Genomic DNA, 19,401 nt, shown 5'->3' with positions numbered 1-19,401 from the left:
CGAACGGGTCTGGGCACCATCGCCCGATCCGAGAGGAAGCTAGCCCATTCGTGCAGGGTCGAGCAGACGGTGCACGAAAGGCGTCGAGTCGACCATGGAGGCGATCATCGACCCTTCGTGGCCGACGAATTCACCGCCCGAATACAGGTACGGAACGTACGTGACGTCCTCGCCGTGCGCTATGAGTCCGGCGACCAGTGGAACCGACAGCGGGGAAGGCACCATGGTGTCGATCAGTCCCTGAGCGAGGAAGATCGGCCTGTCGTAGCCTTCGACCGGTACCGAGAGATACTCCGACAAAGCGTCGAACATCTCGGTTCCCGCCACCGGACGCGAGAGCATCGCACCCACTGATGCGTGGTGCAGCCGCAGGTCCCCCGGGCAGTTCGCCTCGACGTTGTCTACTTCGGAGCGCCCGAAGTCGGTCAGGTAGCTGTCGACATCGAGATCAGGCCTCGATTCACGTAGCCCCGCGAGCACGTAAGCCGCGAACACGTTCAACCCGTCCAAACCGAGGTCCGGAATCCACGGCCCACCGACTTGAAACGCATATTCGAGGTTCGACGGCGCTCCCGTGGCCACGACTCCGCGATAGTCGAGTTCGGGCGCATAACTCGTCGCGATATGAGCGGCTTGCAGTACTGCGTGGCCGCCCTGGGACTGACCGATCGCCAACCATCGATCCGACAGTGCCGATTCGACAGACCGTGCTGCACGAACCATGTCGATGACGCTGCGTGCGGCCGATGCCTTCTCGAGGTAGGCGTGCGGCCCGGGCGTACCCAGGCCCGCATAGTCGGTTGCAACGACGGCATATCCCTCGGAGATCCAGTGGCTCAGATACTGCAGGTAGCGGCCCTGATACGGATTACGCGACGGCGCGCAGCGATCTCCGACACCGACGGTTCCGTGTGCCCACGAGATGACCGGCCATCCACCAGCGGGGGCTTGACCGTTCGGTACGAACACGGTTCCTGAACTGAGCGCGGGCGCACCCGTCGGCCCCATGGTCCAGTAGGTGAGGAGGTGGGCTCGGGCTGTGCCGGGCAGCCCGGCTTCCGCGGCGAGCGGCTGAACGAAGTCCACCGTTCCCGGCGCGGTGTCGACGATATTCTGTGTCCTCCCCGGGTCCGCAGATGCGACTCCCCCGGCGCCGATGCCCAGCAGGATCGAGAGCAACATAGGAAATACCAGTCGCGTCCACGCTCGTGTGTCGGTCCGCATGCGGTAACGATAGCGATCGACGACGAACTGTCGGGCCCGAATGGGTTTCGCTCGGGCCCGACACGGGTGATGTTCGGCTACACCGCCGCGGCGTGTTCGATCGGCTCGGAAACGGCATCTTCGTCGAGGTCTTCGTGCTCGTCGAAGGTGTCGATTCCTTCGTCGTGTGTCTCGTCCGGTTCCTCCTGCGGTACCGCCACGGGTCGTGCGCGCTCGATCGTGACGATGCAGCGGGCGAGGTCAGGGCCGACGGCGCTGGCCGTCATCTCGAGGTCGGACCGTTCGGCGCCGTCTCGGGTGGTGTATTCGTTCGTCCTGAGCTGTCCGTAGGCCACCACCGGGTCGCCCTTCATCAGCGATCCGCCGACGCCCTTGACGAGCCGTCGCCAGCAGGTGACACCGAGATAGAGCGTGCCGCCGTCGCCCCATTCACCGGTAGCTCGGTCCTGCCGTCGCACATTGCTGGCCATCCGGAAGTTCAGTACTTCGTCACCGGACGCGGTCTGTCTCTTGATCGGATTGGTGATGACTGTCCCTACAACCGCACATTGCGCCTCGTACATCGTCCGTCCCCTTGCTGTTCGGTCATCTGTCTGTTCGACGATCCGGTTCGGCGGGCGCCGATCCGAGAACACCGACTTTGCCGTGAGCTGCGGGCGAAATGTGCTGGGAATCGACATCTGTGGATAGGTGCCCGGGTTGTGGACAACAGCCGTTTACGACGGGGTTTCGGGCGTCAGTGTGTCGGTCGAGCGTGTTAGAGGAGCGCGGACTCTGCATATGTGTGCCCGACGACCTCGGGACGGGCCGTTCCGCCGGTCAGCCCGGCCAGCATGCCGATCACGGCGTCGACGTCCTCGACCTGGACCGTCATCACCGCGCGAGAGCGATAGTCGATGGACACGATGCCGACCCCCCGCGCTCGAAGTTCCGATTCGACTCGGCCGACCTCTGTGTAGTCCAGTTGGACCTGCAACAGTTCACGGCGCTCGCGCCGCAGGAGTCGGGCGTTCTCGAGTGCGTGCGTGACCGCGTCACCGTAGGCCCGGGCCAGCCCGCCGGTGCCGAGCTTGACGCCACCGAACCAACGAGTCACGACGGCAACGACATTGGTCATCTCACGCCCGAGGAGGACGTCGAGCATCGGGCCACCCGCAGTACCGCTCGGTTCCCCGTCGTCGTTCGTCCGAAGGATCAGATTACCTGGCACGTCACCGACGATGAATGCCGAACAGTGATGTCGAGCAACAGGATTGGCCGAACGGGCTGTAGCGATCACTGCTCGCGCTGCTTCTTCCGACGCTGCGCGTTCGACCACCGCGAGGAATTTCGATCGTTTGACCTCGATCAGGGCCTCGACGCGACGTTCCACAGTGAAAAACAATGCATTCCTCGCCTTCGCAGTCGGGGGTCGCGGACGGGTTACGCCGCAATTTGCTCCGAGTTCGCGGCTTTCGATGCGTGGACGAGTTCGGCATAGTGACTCTCCGATGCCATCAGCTCGTCGTGGGTACCGGATTCGAGGATTCGACCGCTGCCGAGAACTGCGACGCGGTCCGCGGATCGTACGGTCGAGAGCCGGTGCGCGATCAGGATCGTGGTGCGTCCCGCCATGAGTTCGTCGAGGGCGTCTTGTAGCGCACGCTCGGTCCGAGTGTCGAGCGCGCTGGTCGCCTCGTCGAGTACGAGAATCGGCGGGTTGCGCAGGACGGTCCTGGCGATGGCGAGTCGCTGCTTCTCCCCACCGGAGAATCGGTATCCACGCTCCCCCACCAGCGTGTCGTATCCCTCGTCCAGTGCGGTGATGAAGTCGTGGATCTGGGCAATCCGGGCCGCGTGTTCGATCTCGGCATCGGTTGCCTCAGGTTTGGCGAACCGGAGATTCTCGCGGATCGACGCATGGAACAGGTACGTCTCCTGCGATACGACGCCGACGAGGTCGGCCACGGTCGTGGTCTGCATATCCCGCAGGTCGACGCCGTCGATGGTGATCCGTCCGGACGTCGGGTCGTGAAGCCTCGCAGCGAGGTACCCGAGTGTGGTTTTACCCGAGCCTGTCGATCCGACCAGGGCCAATGTGCTTCCTGCCGGGACCTCGAGGTCGATGTCGGTCAATGTCGGTTGGGAGGCGCCTTTGTACGAGAAGCCGACATGCTCGAATGCGACGTCGCCACGTGTGTCCTGCCTCGACAGGACCTTCGGGTTCTTCGGTTCGGCGATGTCGATCGGCAGGTCGAGATACTCGAATACCCTGCCGAACAATGCCAGCGAGCTCTGCACTTCGACACCGGTGCCGAGCAGCTGCATGGTCGGTCGGAAGAGTTGGGTCTGCAAGGTGGTGAACGCGACGAGCGTCCCCACGGTGAGTTCACTTCCGTTTCCGATGGTCACGCCGGCGAACCAATACACCAGGGCCGGCATGATCGCGAAGCTGATCTGCATGCTGGCCATTCGCCATTTGCCGGCCATCATCGCTTTGAGTTCGACATCGGCGACTTCGTCGGACCGACTGGCGAACCGATCGGTCAGCACGTGCGCGGATCCGGTGGTCTTGCCGAGCAGAATGCCACTGACGGACAGGGATTCTTCGATCTGCACGGAGAGTTCTCCGAGCAGCCTCTGTCTGGTGACCGAGATCTTTCGGCGCTCGTTGCCGATACGACGTGCTATTCGGACGAAGACGGGCAGGATCACCAGCGAAAACAGCGCCAGACGCCAGTCGAGGAGAAATAGTGCGACGACGGTTGCTGCCACGGTGGTGGCGTTCTGGGCTATCGACGTCGCGGTATTGGTGAAAACGGATTCCATTCCACCGATGTCGTTGGCGATCCGAGACTGCACTTCGCCGGTGCGGGTACGGGCGAAGAAGCCGAGTGACTGCTTCTGCAAATGTGCGTAGACGGAGACACGCAGGTCGTGCATGAGCTTCTGGCCGACGCCGTTGGACATCCAGGTCTGCACGACGCCGAGCGTGTTGGTGACGATGGCGACTGCGATCATGCCGACGGCGATCAGCGTGACGAGGGTGACGTCGCGATCAGGAATGGCATGGTCGAGCAATTCGCGGAGAAGTAGAGGTGAGGCCAGTGCGATGACTGCACTGAAGACGATGATCGCGGTGACGACAGCGATACGTGCTCGGTAGGGACGGAAGAGTGCGAGCACGCGGCCGACGGGGGCTGGATCGGTGAGCGGCCCGGTGTCAGGAGCGGTTACCGCAGATTTCGTGAGTGGGCGTACCAAGAAGACCTCCAGGTTCGATGAACGACATAATGCAGAGGCTACCTCATTATGAGGTTGTCGGCAATGAGGCTATGCTTCGGTCATGCCTACGGGAGACAGCCCGACCATCGCCGATTCGTTCATGGCAGTCGCACGGCGGATACGCCACACCCACATGAATGCGCTCGAGCCGTTCGGTCTGAATCCGTCGCAATCTCGCGCCCTTCACGTCCTTGCCCGCGAAGGGCAGCCGATGCGCTTACGCGCTCTCGCCGACCGGTTGCGCATCGTGGCACGCTCGGCGACGGACATCGTCGACTCGCTCGAAGCCGCGGCGCTGGTGATCCGTGAACCGGACCCGCAGGACCGACGCGCCGTACTGGTCTCTTTGACAGACTCCGGGCGCACCCAGCTCGACGCGATCGACTCCGCACGTCGGGCTGTCGCCACCGAACTGTTCGACACGCTCGATGCCGAAGAACGCGAGCAGTTGGCTCGGATCCTCGACAAGATCACCGCGGCCTGGTGAGCTCGAGAAAACTCAGAGTCCGCTTTCGCGATCACGCTTCGCGAGCTCGGCGAACATGGCGTTGTGGGCCGCCAGATCGGCGTCGTGATCGCGTTCGGCGGCACGATCGGAACGCGTCGCGTTTCGGGTGTCACTGCGGGACCACTGGATGAGCAGCGAGAGCATGACGAGGACGAGCGGTATTTCGCCCGTCGCCCAGGCGATGCCGCCGCCCAATTGCTGGTCGCCGAGCAGATCTGCGTTCCAGTCGAGTCCGAGGGAGCGGTAGAACCAGCCACCCATCACCGTGGCCTGGCTCATCAGCGCCACACCGAAGAACGCGTGGAACGGCAGCGACCCGAACACCATCGCGAGCTTGGTGATGGGTTGAATCGGCCTCGGCGACGGATCGACTCCGATGACCACCCAGTAGAAGAGGTAGCCGCTGAGGATGAAGTGTGCGTTCATCAACAAGTGAGCTGTGTGGTTGTCGAGGACAGCACCGAAGATCCCACCTAGGTAGAGCACGTAGAAGCCGCCGACGAACAGCACTGCGGCAACTATCGGTTGGGTGAGGAATCGGGAGACTTTGCTGTGCAGACCGATCAACAGCCATTCCCGCAACCCAGGAATTCCGTTTTTTCCTGCTGCCGGCAGAGCGCGTAACGCCAGCGTCAGCGCGCCACCGAGCGCCAGCAGAACCGGGGCAAGCATCGACAGCGCCATGTGCCCACCCATGTGCACACTGAACACCGCAGACGAGTACTTGCCGACCCCTGACGACGTGGCGATCAACAAGGTCAGGCAGCCGAGCATGAACGCAACAGTGCGGCCCATCGGCCACGTGTCTCCTCGTTTCCGCAGCCGACGGACGCCGAGCAGATACATCACGGCGAGCAGTATCGACGCGGTACCGAAGATCAGATCGAATCGCCAGTCGAATGCCAGACGCGCGAAGGTCGGTGGTCCGCCCAGGTTGTAACCCAGCGCGGCCTCGGTAAGCGAAAGATTCGGATCGATGTCCGCAGGCGGAGGTGTGCGACCGAGTCCGACGGCAAGGCCGATCGTCGCAGCGAAGACGAGTACCTCACCGCCCGCGAATCGGATGAGCGCTCCACGAGACTCGGGATCGGCAGCCAGAGCGGGAAGCGACCTACGCCGCTGGATCCACCCGAAGAATCCAAGCACCGTCAACGCCGTGATCTTCCCGAGAACCAGCAGGCCGTACGTCGAGTCGAACAGGTTCGAGACCGATACTCGAACGAGTGCGTTGATGACACCACTGACGGCCATCACCACGAAACACACGGTTGCGATCGTCGAGAACCTTCGAGTCGCGACGTCGGTGTGCGCGCCCTTACGTCGTGCGTGAGTCAATACTGCGAAAAGTCCGCCCGCCCAGAGCGTCGCCGCAACGAGATGCAGGATCAGGCTGTTGGTTGCATAGTCGTGCGATCCGCCCGAAGACGAATGGCCGGTGGCAGCGATCGGCATCAACGTACCGAGCGCAAACACGAGAAGTAGCGGTGTCCACGACCACTTCAACACTGCCCGCGATGCGATTGCCAGGAGCACCGCCAGGATCGCCGTCCAGCGCCATGCACTGGCGATCTCGACCTGTTCGAGCGCGACCCACAGGTTGCTCGGTTGGATCGCCGTGGTGAACGGTTGACCCGAAGTATCGGACAGGGTCAGCGGAACGAGCACCAGTGCGCACGCGGCCCAGACGATCGCTGCCACAGATCCAGTGCGGACCGCCCGATAGCCACCGACGTCGAGCACCCCGTTCTTCTGCGGCGGAACCAAGAACGCCGCGAGCAAGAAGGAGCCGATGGCAATGGACACAGCGACCTCACCGATCGCGCGTACCGCAGGAAGTCCGTAGACCGTGGCCGGGCCTGGATCCGGGATGCCGAGCAGGACCAACGCGTCCGATGCAGACAGGGTCACCACCAGCGCCGCGACAATGCCGGCTATCGCGCCTGCGGCAACGAACACGGACGTCGTCGCCGACCCCGGGGAATCTTTGGACCTGGCCCCACTATCAGCGTCGGCTCCAGCCGTGCTCGAGGTTTCGGTCCGATCCACTTCCGGTGCTGCCATGCCCTCCAGAGTAGGAGGTCCATGCCGCGGCGGGAAAGCCAGCGCCCGCAACTCCTACGAGCCGTCGTAGATCGTGTGGCCTGCACCACGAGGCAAACCCCTCCATGCGGATCACGTTGCTACACGGAATGTAGACTCATGCACCGTGCTCGGACGGATGCCTTTTCCGCTGTCCGCGCCACGCCTCCGTAGCTCAGGGGATAGAGCAATGGCCTTCTAATCCATTGGTCGCAGGTTCGAATCCTGCCGGGGGCACTTTCAGACGCGGAGTGAGCATGTCGGATTGTGGTTGACTGAGGTCAACCGAAGGGGCCACAGTGCACCAGCTCACCCTCGGCGTCACGTCACGGTCGAGTAAGCCGAACGAACGCCGACTTCCGATCCACCCACTCCACCTCGATCGCATCGCCGCCGACCTCAGAGCTCGAATGTACTTCGAGGCTGGGTACGGCGAGCCGTTCGGAATCTCCGACGCCCATCTCGACACTCTCGTCGCAGGCATTCGTACTCGTGAAGAACTCGTCGCCGAATGCGACGTGATTCTGCTCCCCAAGCCACTTGCCGAGGACCTCGAGACGCTGCGACACGGTCAAGTTCTATGGGGGTGGCCGCACTGCGTGCAGGACGAGAAGTTGACGCAGATCGCTATCGATCGGAAGCTCACCCTCATCGCGTTCGAGGCGATGAATCATTGGACCTCGGAGGGTTGGTTCAACCTTCACGTCTTCCACAAGAACAATGAGCTCGCCGGATACTGCTCCGTCCTTCATGCGATGCAGCTCGTCGGGGTCACCGGGGACTACGGCCGCCGACTTCGCGCCGCAGTCATAGGTTTCGGAGCAACTGCTCGCGGCGCTGTCACGGCACTCAACGCGCATGGCATTCACGATGTGGACGTCCTCACCCAGCGCGGAGTAACCGCTGTCAGTTCACCCATTCATTCCGCACGCATCGTCAATTTCGACTTGGACGGCAACAATCCGCGCCGCAGCCGCGCCCTGACCGAAACCGGCAGGGTGCCACTGTCCGGGTTCCTCGGCGATCACGACATCATCGTCAACTGCGTACTGCAGGACACCAACGCGCCGTTGACATTCCTGATGAACGACGACTTACCGTCGATCAATCCGGGAACGCTCGTTGTCGACGTGTCGTGCGACGAGGGAATGGGGTTCGAATGGGCCCGGCCGACATCGTTCACCGAACCCATGTTCACCGTCGGCGACAACGTCCGGTACTACGCAGTCGACCACAGTCCGTCTTATCTTTGGGACTCTGCTACCTGGGAAGTCAGCGAATCGCTTCTCCCCTATCTTCGTATCGTCTTGGACGGGCCGACGTCGTGGGACAGTGACGAAACGATAAGGAAGGCAATCGAGATTCGCGAGGGCGTAATTGCCAACCCCAACATCCTTGCGTTCCAACATCGCAGTCCGGAGTACCCACACCCCGCTGTGTAGCCTTTTCCCGCGATCTTCGCGGACCGATGCGCGGGAGGTGTGGTCGTGGTGTCGAGCCCCAACCACGTCGAACGCGCGTCAGGGTTACAACTTTCGGTTGATGCGCGGCTATTGCTGCGAGACATAGTGTGACACCGTGAAGAAAAGCGAAACGGCCGTTGCGGCGCCTGCTGCTCCACGCGTATCGAAGTGGTGGGGGCTCGTCGTCCTCGCGTTGGGCCTGGCGATGGTCGTCATGGACGGCACGATCGTCGCAGTCTCCCTCCCGACGATCATCGACGACCTGGGCCTGAATATCACCGACGCACAGTGGGTGAACTCGCTCTACTCGATTGTGTTCGCCGCACTACTGCTGACCACCGGCAATCTTGGTGACCGCCTGGGCAGGCGCAACATTTTTATCGTCGGTATCGCTCTGTTTCTGGCCGGCAGCTTGTGGGCCGCGAAGTCCGGCAGCGCGGAGATGCTCATCTCAGCGCGTGCACTTCAGGGCGTCGGCGGAGCGTGCATACTTCCATCCACACTTTCTACGGTCAACGCGACTTTTCGAGGCAAGGATCGGGCCGCCGCGTTCGGTGTCTGGGGTGCGGTCATGGCCGGCGCCGCCGCAATCGGTCCGCTGCTCGGAGGCTGGCTCACCAGCACGTTCAGCTGGCAATGGATCTTCTACGTCAACGTCCCCATCGGCGTTGTCTTGATAATCGCGGCGGTGGTCGTCGTCCCAGAGACCCGCTCCAGTGACAACCGCCCCGGCTTCGACATGGATGGGCTGTTGCTCAGCGCGATCGGTTTCGGTGCGCTGGTCTTCGCGATAATCGAAGGCAGTTCCCTCGGTTGGTGGCAGCCCATCCAAGACCTGAGTCTTTTCGGCATGACATGGTCGACGGACAAGCCCATCTCGATCGTGCCGGTCTTGTTGCTCGTAGCCGCCGTCGCGCTGACGCTGTTCGTCTTCTGGGAACGACACCGTGCCAGGGTCGCTCGGTCGGCGCTGCTGGATCTGCACATCTTCTTCACCCCCACCTTCAGCTGGGGGAACGTAGCCGCGATGATGATTGCGGTCGGCGAGTTCGGCCTGATCTTCGCGCTGCCACTGTTCCTTATCAACGCCATCGGTCTCGGCACCCTCGGAGCGGGGTTCGTACTCGCGACAATGGCAGCCGGCGCATTTCTCTCCGGCACCATGGCACGGCACCTGGCTGCCCTGATCGGCGCGGCCGGCACGGTCGTTGTCGGCGTCGCGCTCGAGATCATCGGCGTGCTGGTCCTCGCTGTGGTCCTCAGCGCAGACACCTCCCCCGTCACGATCGGAGCTGTGCTGGTGATCTACGGCGTGGGCCTCGGCCTGGCATCCGCGCAACTCACCAGCACCGTCCTGGCCGATATCCCGGTGGACCTGTCGGGGCAAGGTTCTGCCACGCAGAGCACCGTCCGGCAAGTTGGCTCGGCGCTCGGTTCTGCGGTAGTCGGCGCCGTGCTGTCGGTGGGGCTGGCCCACTATCTCGGCGGGATCGAAGGTCCGGCGGAGAAGTTCGCCGATGCCACTCGAGAATCCGCGGGTGGCGCGATCAGCGGATTGCGCGAAAGCCACGCTCCCGACGAGATCGTCCGGCAGTTGTCCGAGGCTTTCGCTTCCGCGACTCAGTGGGCATTGTTTGCCGCGCTCGTATTCCTCGTCTTCGGCCTGGTCGCCTCCCTACGTGTACTTCAGGTCTCACGTAGGGAGGCGACCCTCAGCGGCTCTCGAACTCTCCGTTGATGACGGTGCCGCCCGGTGAATCATCTCGGGCCTTGCGTGCAGCCTCACGCATTTCGACACCGTCGGAGACCCAGTCGCCGATCTCGCGAGTCACATCGCGCACTGCCCCGGCGATGATGACCGCGATCTTGCCGACGTGCGTGGCTGCGGACTCCGTCAATTCTTGAACTGTGTCCTTGTTGCGCTCGAACTTCCCTACCACCTCTGGCCACCCCTGATTCGGTCGAGATTCGACTCCGGTCACTATGCAGCGACCTTCTTGCGCTCGACGATAACACCGACTGTCGGTTTCGAACCGGTGAGTGAATTGGGCAGAGCGAGCTTGAAAATCTTGCCCCAGACGGACCCGATCTGGTTGAAGAACCCACCGGAGTTGTACGGGAGTCCGTACTTTTCGCAGAGCGCTTCGACCTCCGGGGCCAACTCCGGGTATCGGTGCGCAGGTAGATCGGGGAAAAGGTGGTGCTCGATCTGGTGCGACAGATTGCCGGACATGATGTGGAACAGCGGACTGCCCTCGATGTTCGCGGACCCGAGCATCTGACGGACGTACCACTCACCCTGCGACTCGTCGGACGTCTCGTCCTCGGTGAAGGTCTGTACCCCGGTGGGAAAGTGTCCACAGAAGATGATCGAGTAGGTCCACAGGTTCCGCATCAGGTTCGCCCCGAGGTTGCCCACGACCGTGGAGGCAAAGAATGGCCCGCTCAGCGCTGGGAAGATGACGTAGTCCTTGAGGACCTGTTTGCCCGCTTTACGCCACATGCCCGCAAGCAAGGGCTTGACGTCGTGCCACTTGCGCTTGCCCTGGACAACGTTCTCGATCTCCAGATCGTGGAGCATCACGCCCCATTCGAAGAGCAGCATCAGGAAGAACGCATACACCGGGTTACCGAGATAGTACGGATTCCACTTCTGCCCCTCGTCCATGCGAAGCAGGCTGTATCCGATATCGCGGTCCTTGCCGACGATATTGGTGAAGGTGTGGTGCATGTAGTTGTGCGAGTGCTTCCACTGATCGGCCGGGCATACCGTGTCCCATTCGAAGACCTGTGAGTTGAACTCCGGCTCACGCATCCAGTCGTACTGACCGTGCATGACGTTGTGCCCGATCTCCATGTTGTCGAGAATCTTCGACAGCCCCAGTGCACCGACTCCGGCCAGCCATGCCGGCGGCAGGAACGGTAGATACATCAGGGCGCGGCCAGTGATTTCGAGCCCGCGCTGCGCCTTGATGACCTTGTAGATGTACTCCCGGTCCTCGCTACCGAGCTTCGCGACGGTGCGAGCTCGCATCTCGTCCAGCTCGCGGCCGAGCTCTTGGACTTGTGCGTAGGAGAGCGTTGTGGGCACGGGTTGCTGGTGGGGCGAGTCCGAAGTACTCATGAATGGCAACAGGGACAACGATGGTGATGGAATTCCGAACATTGAACACTCTCCGTTTCGGATCGATGTGTAGCGGCATGCGCGGTGAACAGCTCAGATCTCGATGGCGACATCACCGACTGGCACCGAGACGCACAGCTGGATCTTCTTGTCCGGTTCACTGTCCGTCTCACCGGTTTTGATGTTCTGGGTACATCCGGATGTCTTGACCGAGGTGCAGGTGAAGCAAATCCCCATCCGACATCCGTATGCGGGGGTCAGGCCCACCTCTTCGGCCTGCTCGAGCAGTGTCAGACCGGAGTTGTCACCGACCTTGCCGCTCTCGGTGAAGGACACCTCGCCTCCGACGTCGCCGGTGACGACGGCCAAGGGTGGCGCAAATTCTTCGAGGTGGAGGCGTTCGGTGAGACCCAGGTCGGCATACACGTTTTCGACGCCACGCATCAGTCCGGGCGGGCCGCACATGTACGTCTCGGCGCCGGCGTACCACGGTGCGGCGGATCTGAGGTGCTCGGCGCCGAAGAAGCCGTTCAGATCGCCGCCTTGCTCCTGATCGGTGTAAGCGAACACGATGCCAATGTTCTCGTGTGCTGCTGCAATGGCGTCGAGTTCACGTCGATGAGAGACGTCGCTTTCGGTGTACGCGTAGTGCAAAAAGGTGAGGTCGCCGCTGTACCCCTCGTCCAGCAGCGTCCTCAACATCGACAGCACGGGGGTGATTCCGCTGCCGCCGCTGATGAGAAGCACGCCGGCCGGCCGAGGCCGCGGGAGATGAAATGTCCCGTCCGCCTGAGAAAGACTGACAACCAGCCCCTCACGCGCGTTCGAATGCAGATACTGGGAAACCAGCCCCTCCGGATGCGCCTTCACAGTCAGTTCGATTCGACCGTCATCGCGATACTGGGAGCAGCTCGGCGAGTAGCAGCGAGTGTGGCGGACACCGTCGATGACGACCCCGACCTGCACGAATTGACCTGCCTCGAACCCACGCCATTGCTGCGTCGGGCGCATCGTCAAGGTCACTGTGTCACGGGTGGAGCGATGTACCGCGGTGATTTCAGCTCGAAGATCGCGGACCGTGGTCATCGGGTCGACCAGTTCGAGATAGCGATCGAGGGCGTGCGGTGTCGCCATCGCCTCGAACAAGGACAACAGAGAGAAGGTGCCCGGCAGTCGCGGTCTTCGCGATTTCTGATGAAGTGTCATCTCGCCTCCCGATAGCGGTCGAAACGGCGGAACCGTTTCAGTGTACGGCTGTGCACTAGAATCAGTGTGGCAGATCCGCACCCCGAGCTGTCAACGTCAATGTGACGGCACGAACAAACCGTCAAAGATATGACGTACATCACAGCTACCGCGCCAGTCGAGCTCAGGACCGGGAGTACTCGCTCAGTGGACAGTCATAAACTCGAACCCGTGACGGAACCGGGCACCCGAGCCGAACGCAAGGAACGCACCAAGCAGGCGCTCATGGACGGCACTCTCGAACTGCTGAGAGATCGCTCCTTCGCAAGCGTGAGTCTGCGTGAGGTTGCTCGATCTGCGGGGATCGTTCCGACTGCGTTCTATCGCCACTTCGCATCGATGGACGATTTGGGTGTCGCCCTGGTAGAGGATTCGATGCGAATGCTGCGACAGATGTTGCGCGATGCGCGGAAGGATCCGAGCGTCAAGAATGCGGCCGAGTCGTTCGCGATCCTGGTTAGGCAGATGCGCAGCCACGAGGAGCAGTTCCGGTTCCTCTCGCGCGAACGATACGGCGGCGTCACCGCAGTACGACAAGCATTCGCGACCGAACTGCGGATGTTCGTCAGCGAGCTGACCGTCGACCTCGCCCGCATGCCAGGTCTTTCGACCTGGGATGTTGCCGACTTGGAGATGGCCGCGGACCTTATCGTCTCCACTATGTTGACCGCGACGGTAGGCCTGTTGGAGATCGACCGCCCAGGCAGCCAGAAAGAACAAGAACTGGTGCGCCGCACCGAGCAGCAAGTCCGGCTCATCGTGCTCGGCATGGGATCGTGGAATCCGCGACACCGAGCGGAAGGAAACCGATGACCATGGAGACCATCACGATCGACGACCTCGTCTTCGACGTCCGGGTCGAGGGTCCCGACGATGGAACACCTGTCGTCCTGCTGCATGGGTTTCCGCAGTCATCGCTCTCCTGGAAAGAGGTAACCCCTCGCCTGCACACCGCTGGCATCCGGACACTCGCCCCCGACCAGCGCGGGTACTCCCCCGGAGCGAGGCCGTCGGATGTCGCGGAATACACCTCGGACAAACTTGTCGCCGATGTTCTCGGGTTGCTCGACGCGGTCGATCTCGAGTCGGCACACATCGTCGGCCACGACTGGGGTGCGGCCGTGGCATGGCAGCTGGCCGCCCGACATCCCGAGCGCGTACGTTCCCTCACTGCGGTCTCGGTGCCGCACACGGCCGCGTTCGGTTGGGCTCTGCGCGAAGACGAGGATCAGAAGGCGCGCTCGAGCTATATGCAATTGCTTCGCATCGAGGGAAAAGCCGAACAAGTACTCCTGGAGCACGACGCCGCTCGATTGCGTGCCATGTTCGGCAGCAGCTGTGCTGTCGACAGCTATGTCGAGCACCTCAGCGGACCGGGCGCTCTGACTGCAGCCCTCAATTGGTACCGCGCGATGACGAGCGACTTCGGTCGTCTCGAATCCGTCCAGGTCCCCACCACATATGTGTGGAGCAATCACGATTCTGCGATCGGCCGCGCCGCGGCGGAACGTTGCGCAGAGTTCGTCGACGCCGACTACACCTTCGTCGAACTGGACGGCATCTCGCACTGGGTACCCGAGGAAGCTCCCGAGCGGCTCGCGGACGAGATCCGTGCACGCATCGTCTCTAGTTAGACCTTGTCCGGCGCCTTCACTGCCAGTAGCGCCCCGAGGCCGAGCGCGAGAACCACGAGCAGACCACCGATCCCCGCACGGTCCGAGTCGAATAGCCATACGAAGAGTCCGAACAAGGTCGGCGCAAGGAACGACACTGCTCGGCCCGTCGTAGCGTAGAGGCCGAAGAATTGTCCTTCCCGCCCTGGCGGGGCCAGTCGCGCCAGGTATGTGCGGGAGGAAGACTGCGCTGGTCCGACGAACAGGCACAGGACGAGACCGAAAACCCAGAACATCAATGGCCCGGACACGAAGAGCAGCACGACGCCCGCGAAGATCATCGACGCGAGCGAGACGACGATGACCGTTTTCGGGCCTACCCTGTCGTCGAACCGTCCAGCACTGATCGCCCCGAGTCCGGCGACCACGTTGGCCGCGACGCCGAACAACAACACATCGGCCGTCCCGATGCCGTACACGCTCACTGCGAGAACCGCACCGAAGGTGAAGACCCCGGCCAGACCGTCCCGGAACAACGCACTTGCGGCAAGAAAATAGACACTGCGCCGATCCACCGTCCACAGTTCGCCGAGATCCCGAAACAGCACCTTGTAGGACTCGGCAATTCCTGCCTTGGCGGCGTCCGGATCTGCACCCGTCGGCGGCAGTTCCGGCACCGCCAGGAAAACCGGAATGGCCGATACGGCGAACCATACGGCCGCAAGAAGGGCAACGAAACGGATGTTCAGCCCGCCGTCGGTCGTCAGACCGAACAGTCCTCGAGTGTCTCCGTCGCCGGTGATGAAACCGAAGTAGCAGATCAGCAGCAGCACGATGCCACCGAAATAACCCATGGACCAACCGAATCCGGAGACCCGGCCGATGTTCTGCGGCGTCGAGACCTGGCGAAGCATCGAGTTGTACGGAACGCTGGCAAGTTCGAAGAGAATCGAACCGAAAGCCAGCAGTACCAAACCGAGCCACAGATAGTGGTAGTCGTCCTTCACGAAGAACAGGCCCACCATGCTGAGGACGGTCAGACCTGTCAGGATTCCGAGGGACCGCTTTCTTCGCCCTCGGGCGTCGAACCGCTGCCCGGAGATCGGGGCCAGGACGGCAATGACGACCCCAGCCAGGCCGATCGACCAACTGAACCACGACGTCGCCGAAATGGAACCCGGCAAGTCATCGCCGACCGCGTCGGTCAGGTAGACCGAGAACACGAAGGTCAGGATCACGGCATTGAACGCGGCCGATCCCCAATCCCATATCCCCCAGGCGAATACCTGCTTTTGGGTCGTCGCGACGCCGACGACGGCGGCATTCGCCTGTTCACTCATAGCGGAAGCCTAGGCGAGCAATCCTCGTCGGGCGTCCCACTCGGGTATCGAGTCGACGTGCGACTTCCGACCGAGAGCGCCCGTTATGCACCTAGTTGCATAAGCACTTCGTTGCATACATACTTTGCTGCGTGGCACTCGAACACGCACTCCTCGTTTCCCTCACCGAGCTGTCGGGGTCGGGGTACGAACTCGCGCGCCGATTCGACAAGTCGATCGGCTTCTTCTGGAGTGCGACGCATCAGCAGATCTACCGAGTACTGACGCGAATGGACGGCGCCGGTTGGGTGGTATGCACCGCGGTGGCTCAGCAAGGACGACCTGACAAGAAGGTCTATTCCGTCAGTGCCGAAGGTAAGGCGGAACTCGACAGGTGGATCGCCGAGCCGACCGACCCGGCGGTTCTCCGAGACGAGTTGGCTGTGAAGATCCGCGGCGCCGCCCTCGGTGACATCGCGGCATTGAAGGTGGAGGTACGACGCCATCGCGACGTGCATCTCGAGCGCCTGCAGTTGTATCGATTGATCGAAAAACGTGATTTTCCCGCTCCTGCAGGTCTTGCCGGAGCGGCCTTGCACCAGTACCTGGTGCTCCGCGGTGGAATTCGAGTCGAGGAAGGCTTTGCCGAATGGTGCGAAGAAGTGTTGGAGAAGCTGTGAGCACAACCGGTCGGTATCCAATCCTGTTGTCTCCGTTGAAGGTCGGCACGACGACGTTGAAGAACCGCGTCATCATGGGATCGATGCATACCGGGCTCGAGGACCGCGGTCGCGACACCGCCCGGCTCGCCGAGTATTTCGCCGAGCGCGCCAGAGGTGGCGTCGCACTGATCATCACCGGTGGATATGCACCGAACCGAACCGGCTGGCTGTTGCCGTTCGGGGCCAAACTCACCAACCGGATCGAAGCCCGACGGCACCGACGCATCACCGACGCAGTGCATCGTGAAGGTGGGAAGATCGCCCTGCAAATCCTGCACGCCGGCCGCTATTCTTACCAGCCCTTCTCCGTATCGGCGTCGTCGATCAAGGCTCCTATCAACCCATTTCGACCGAGAAGACTATCCTCTCGCGGGGTTCGATGGCAGATCCGCAACTACGTACGCTGCGCGAGACTGGCACAGTCGGCGGGGTACGACGGGGTCGAAATCATGGGCGGCGAAGGCTATTTCATCAACCAGTTCCTCTCCGAGCGAACCAATCGTCGCGGCGACGAATGGGGCGGCAGCCCGGAGAATCGCCGACGGATTGCTGTGGAGATAGCAAAGAAGATACGCGCTGCAGTGGGTGCGGACTTCCTGATCGTGTTCCGCCTGTCGATGGCCGATCTGGTCGAGCGCGGGCAGAGCTGGGACGACATCGTCGCACTCGCGCAGGAGCTCGAGCGGGTCGGCGTCGACATGATCAATACCGATATCGGATGGCACGAATCGCGGGTCCCGACCATTGTCACCTCGGTACCGCGCGCCGCATTCGTCGACATCACGGGAAAACTCGACAAACACGTCGGAATCCCGGTGGCCGCATCCAATCGCATCAACATGCCGGAGACAGCCGAAGCGATTCTCGCGCGCGGGGACGCCGAGCTGATCTCGATGGCCAGGCCGATGCTCGCCGACCCGTTCTGGGTGCGCAAGGCCGAAGCCGACGCTCCCGGCAGCATCAACACGTGCATCGCGTGCAACCAAGCGTGCCTCGACCACGCGTTCGCTCGCAAGACAGTCTCGTGCCTGGTCAATCCCCGAGCCGGGCGCGAGGTCGAATTGCAGTTGCTCCCCGCACGAAGGACGAAGAAAATCGCCGTCGTTGGGGCCGGGCCCGCAGGGTTGTCCGCGGCTCTCGAATCGGCGCGACGTGGCCACGAAGTCAGTCTCTTCGAGTCACGCCCGCAACTCGGCGGGCAATTCGGCATCGCCGCGCTCATCCCCGGCAAAGAAGAGTTCGCCGAGACGATTCGGTACTTCACCACCTCACTCCACGAGCAGAACGTTGCGATACACCTCGGCCGAACAGTCACCGCAGCCGAACTCCTCGCCGGTGGCTACGACGACGTGGTCATAGCCACCGGCGTGGTCCCGCGAATCCCGTCCATCCCGGGCATCGACCATCCGTCGGTCCTGTCCTACGCCGAGGTCGTCGAAGAGGGCATGCCCGTCGGTAAGAGGGTGGCCGTGATCGGTGCAGGCGGTATCGGCGTCGACATATCGGAGTTCCTGACCACCGACGCTTCGCCGACGCTCGATGTGAAGGAGTGGAAGCAGGAGTGGGGCGTGACCGAACCCGAGGCCGCGCCCGGTGCGCTGACGACCCCGATTCCGGCCGCGTCTCCCCGCGAGGTGTATCTGCTGCAACGTAAGAGCGGAAAGATCGGGGCCGGACTGGGCAAGACGACCGGCTGGGTCCACCGCGCAGCATTGAAGGCCAAGGGCGTGCACGAACTCTCGGGCGTCAACTACGAACGTATCGACGACGACGGGCTACATATTTCCTTCGGTGAGAAGCACGAACGGCCTCGCATTCTCGAGGTGGATTCCATCGTTGTCTGCGCAGGCCAGGAGTCAGTCCGTGACCTGGTAGACGAATTGGCCGCATCGGCTATGAAGACGCACGTCATCGGGGGCGCGGACCTCGCCACCGAACTCGACGCCAAACGCGCAATCGAGCAGGCCACCCGGCTTGCGATGAGTATCTGATCGGGCGAGGACGTCGCTGCGCTAGCCTGTCTCACCGTGAGCCTGCCCAGTCCTTCCCCTGATGCCCGCGCCGTCGTCACCGGCGCCTCCTCCGGAATCGGAGAGGCCCTGGCCACCGAGTTGGCGAGGCGAGGGCACTCGCTTGTCGTCGTTGCTCGTCGGGGTGAGTTGCTCGAAGCCCTCGCAACGAAACTTCGCGCCGATCACGGCGTGACGGTCGAGGTTCGCGTCGTCGATCTCGCGGATCGTGTTGCTCGTGCGTCCCTGTCGACCGAGCTGTCCGGACGGCCGATCAGCATCCTGTGCAACAACGCAGGAATAGCGACATTCGGCCCTCTTGCGCAGCTGGACCCTCAGTACGAGCGCGATCAGGTCGAGCTCAACACCGTTGCGGTGCATGATCTTACGCTCGCCGTCCTGCCCGGAATGATCGCGCGCGGAAGCGGCGGGATTCTCATGACCGGTTCAGCCGCGGGCAACATGGCAATACCGAACAACGCCACCTATGCGGCCTCGAAGGCCTTCGTCAACACGTTCTCCGAATCCCTGCGCCTCGAACTCAAGGACAGCGGAGTGCACGTCACGCTTCTGGCCCCCGGACCCGTCCGCACCGAAACACCCGATCCCGCCGACGCGTCCATCGTCGACAAGCTCGTCCCGGATTTCCTGTGGATCGACAGCACCTACACCGCGAAGTTGTCGCTCGATTCGCTCGCCACGAACAAAATGCGCGTAGTGCCGGGAGTCCTCAGCAAGGCCATGTCCGTTGCAGGCCAATACAGCCCTCGTGCTATTTCCGCTCCGATCATCGGAGGCTTCTACAAGAAGCTCGGCGGGTAGAGGGCAGCG

Annotated in this window: 17 protein-coding genes and 1 tRNA gene; 9 read left to right on the top strand and 9 right to left on the bottom strand. The window is 62.4% G+C overall.

Translation table 11 applies throughout. The annotated features are described in order from the left end of the window. Positions 1-39: 39 nt before the first annotated feature. The 4 genes from ABIB36_RS13320 to ABIB36_RS13305 all read right to left on the bottom strand — a co-directional run bounded on the left by ABIB36_RS13320 (position 40) and on the right by ABIB36_RS13305 (position 4,389). A complete protein-coding gene (locus ABIB36_RS13320; RefSeq protein WP_354561750.1) occupies positions 40-1,224 on the bottom strand; it encodes a lipase family protein in 1,185 nt (394 codons plus the stop codon). Positions 1,225-1,301: 77 nt separating this feature from the next. Continuing rightward, the gene (locus ABIB36_RS13315) at positions 1,302-1,787 is read right to left on the bottom strand and encodes a single-stranded DNA-binding protein (protein WP_084344824.1); all 486 of its coding nucleotides are present in this window, start codon (positions 1,785-1,787) and stop codon (positions 1,302-1,304) included. Between the two features lie 194 nt (positions 1,788-1,981). Further along, positions 1,982-2,596: an IMPACT family protein gene (locus tag ABIB36_RS13310; RefSeq protein WP_354561748.1), complete on the bottom strand. Its 615-nt coding sequence runs from the start codon at positions 2,594-2,596 to the stop codon at positions 1,982-1,984. A 50-nt stretch (positions 2,597-2,646) separates the two neighbouring features. Further along, entirely contained in the window at positions 2,647-4,389 is a 1,743-nt protein-coding gene (locus ABIB36_RS13305; RefSeq protein ID WP_354561939.1) for an ABC transporter ATP-binding protein, read from the bottom strand. A 160-nt stretch (positions 4,390-4,549) separates the two neighbouring features. Here ABIB36_RS13305 and ABIB36_RS13300 point away from each other — a divergent pair, with 160 nt between their 5' ends. Further along, the gene (locus ABIB36_RS13300; RefSeq protein WP_354561746.1) at positions 4,550-4,975 is read left to right on the top strand and encodes a MarR family winged helix-turn-helix transcriptional regulator; all 426 of its coding nucleotides are present in this window, start codon (positions 4,550-4,552) and stop codon (positions 4,973-4,975) included. Between the two features lie 12 nt (positions 4,976-4,987). On the opposite strand, the gene ABIB36_RS13295 is transcribed toward ABIB36_RS13300, so the two are convergent. Further along, complete coding sequence (locus ABIB36_RS13295; RefSeq protein ID WP_084344613.1) at positions 4,988-7,057, bottom strand: bifunctional copper resistance protein CopD/cytochrome c oxidase assembly protein; 2,070 nt, start codon at positions 7,055-7,057, stop codon at positions 4,988-4,990. Between the two features lie 182 nt (positions 7,058-7,239). Here ABIB36_RS13295 and ABIB36_RS13290 point away from each other — a divergent pair. The 3 genes from ABIB36_RS13290 to ABIB36_RS13280 all read left to right on the top strand — a co-directional run bounded on the left by ABIB36_RS13290 (position 7,240) and on the right by ABIB36_RS13280 (position 10,276). Continuing rightward, positions 7,240-7,312: transfer RNA gene (locus ABIB36_RS13290), tRNA-Arg, on the top strand. A 62-nt stretch (positions 7,313-7,374) separates the two neighbouring features. Beyond that, entirely contained in the window at positions 7,375-8,517 is a 1,143-nt protein-coding gene (locus tag ABIB36_RS13285) for a N(5)-(carboxyethyl)ornithine synthase (protein ID WP_084344611.1), read from the top strand. A gap of 136 nt (positions 8,518-8,653) precedes the next feature. Further along, positions 8,654-10,276, top strand: coding sequence for an MFS transporter (locus ABIB36_RS13280; RefSeq protein WP_084344609.1), 1,623 nt, complete (start codon positions 8,654-8,656; stop codon positions 10,274-10,276). Here ABIB36_RS13280 and ABIB36_RS13275 read toward each other — a convergent pair. From ABIB36_RS13275 to ABIB36_RS13265, 3 genes are read right to left on the bottom strand one after another with little or no spacing between them, the layout of a single operon-like run. Beyond that, entirely contained in the window at positions 10,251-10,478 is a 228-nt protein-coding gene (locus tag ABIB36_RS13275; protein WP_084344822.1) for a hypothetical protein, read from the bottom strand. The genes ABIB36_RS13280 and ABIB36_RS13275 overlap by 26 nt on opposite strands. A gap of 41 nt (positions 10,479-10,519) precedes the next feature. After that, on the bottom strand, positions 10,520-11,704 hold the full coding sequence (locus ABIB36_RS13270) for a fatty acid desaturase family protein (RefSeq protein WP_084344607.1): 1,185 nt from the start codon (positions 11,702-11,704) through the stop codon (positions 10,520-10,522). A 51-nt stretch (positions 11,705-11,755) separates the two neighbouring features. Beyond that, on the bottom strand, positions 11,756-12,868 hold the full coding sequence (locus ABIB36_RS13265; protein WP_084344605.1) for a ferredoxin reductase: 1,113 nt from the start codon (positions 12,866-12,868) through the stop codon (positions 11,756-11,758). Positions 12,869-13,078: 210 nt separating this feature from the next. Here ABIB36_RS13265 and ABIB36_RS13260 point away from each other — a divergent pair, with 210 nt between their 5' ends. Beyond that, the gene (locus ABIB36_RS13260) at positions 13,079-13,720 is read left to right on the top strand and encodes a TetR family transcriptional regulator (protein WP_084344820.1); all 642 of its coding nucleotides are present in this window, start codon (positions 13,079-13,081) and stop codon (positions 13,718-13,720) included. Then, positions 13,717-14,541 (top strand): alpha/beta fold hydrolase, encoded by an 825-nt coding sequence (locus ABIB36_RS13255; RefSeq protein WP_084344603.1) that lies wholly within the window; start codon positions 13,717-13,719, stop codon positions 14,539-14,541. Before ABIB36_RS13260 ends, ABIB36_RS13255 begins: the two co-directional genes overlap by 4 nt. Here the strand turns inward: ABIB36_RS13255 and ABIB36_RS13250 are convergent. After that, entirely contained in the window at positions 14,538-15,860 is a 1,323-nt protein-coding gene (locus ABIB36_RS13250; protein ID WP_084344601.1) for an MFS transporter, read from the bottom strand. The genes ABIB36_RS13255 and ABIB36_RS13250 overlap by 4 nt on opposite strands. A gap of 131 nt (positions 15,861-15,991) precedes the next feature. Here ABIB36_RS13250 and ABIB36_RS13245 point away from each other — a divergent pair, with 131 nt between their 5' ends. Genes ABIB36_RS13245 through cmrA form a run of 3 tightly spaced genes read left to right on the top strand, consistent with a single transcriptional unit; the run spans position 15,992 to position 19,392 of the window. Further along, positions 15,992-16,519, top strand: coding sequence for a PadR family transcriptional regulator (locus ABIB36_RS13245; protein ID WP_084344599.1), 528 nt, complete (start codon positions 15,992-15,994; stop codon positions 16,517-16,519). Then, the gene (locus ABIB36_RS13240; RefSeq protein WP_354561738.1) at positions 16,516-18,552 is read left to right on the top strand and encodes an oxidoreductase; all 2,037 of its coding nucleotides are present in this window, start codon (positions 16,516-16,518) and stop codon (positions 18,550-18,552) included. The genes ABIB36_RS13245 and ABIB36_RS13240 overlap by 4 nt, the downstream gene beginning before the upstream one ends. Before the next feature lie 36 nt (positions 18,553-18,588). Further along, positions 18,589-19,392 (top strand): mycolate reductase, encoded by an 804-nt coding sequence (gene cmrA / locus ABIB36_RS13235; protein WP_084344595.1) that lies wholly within the window; start codon positions 18,589-18,591, stop codon positions 19,390-19,392. Positions 19,393-19,401 lie beyond the last annotated feature (9 nt).

Origin of the sequence: Rhodococcus sp. UYP9, from assembly GCF_040547235.1 — a bacterium.
Classification (GTDB): Bacteria; Actinomycetota; Actinomycetes; order Mycobacteriales; family Mycobacteriaceae; genus Rhodococcoides.
Note: the sequence above shows the minus strand (reverse complement) of the source record. Positions and strands in the feature narration are given on the sequence as shown.

What these genes read in the sequence shown, in the direction of transcription:
- ABIB36_RS13270 (WP_084344607.1), bottom strand. Translation starts at nt 11,704, where the DNA reads ATGTTCGGAATTCCATCACCATCGTTGTCCCTGTTGCCATTCATGAGT.
- ABIB36_RS13265 (WP_084344605.1), bottom strand. Translation starts at nt 12,868, where the DNA reads ATGACACTTCATCAGAAATCGCGAAGACCGCGACTGCCGGGCACCTTC.
- ABIB36_RS13295 (WP_084344613.1), bottom strand. Translation starts at nt 7,057, where the DNA reads ATGGCAGCACCGGAAGTGGATCGGACCGAAACCTCGAGCACGGCTGGA.
- ABIB36_RS13320 (WP_354561750.1), bottom strand. Translation starts at nt 1,224, where the DNA reads ATGCGGACCGACACACGAGCGTGGACGCGACTGGTATTTCCTATGTTG.
- ABIB36_RS13255 (WP_084344603.1), top strand. Translation starts at nt 13,717, where the DNA reads ATGACCATGGAGACCATCACGATCGACGACCTCGTCTTCGACGTCCGG.
- ABIB36_RS13315 (WP_084344824.1), bottom strand. Translation starts at nt 1,787, where the DNA reads ATGTACGAGGCGCAATGTGCGGTTGTAGGGACAGTCATCACCAATCCG.
- ABIB36_RS13300 (WP_354561746.1), top strand. Translation starts at nt 4,550, where the DNA reads ATGCCTACGGGAGACAGCCCGACCATCGCCGATTCGTTCATGGCAGTC.
- ABIB36_RS13250 (WP_084344601.1), bottom strand. Translation starts at nt 15,860, where the DNA reads ATGAGTGAACAGGCGAATGCCGCCGTCGTCGGCGTCGCGACGACCCAA.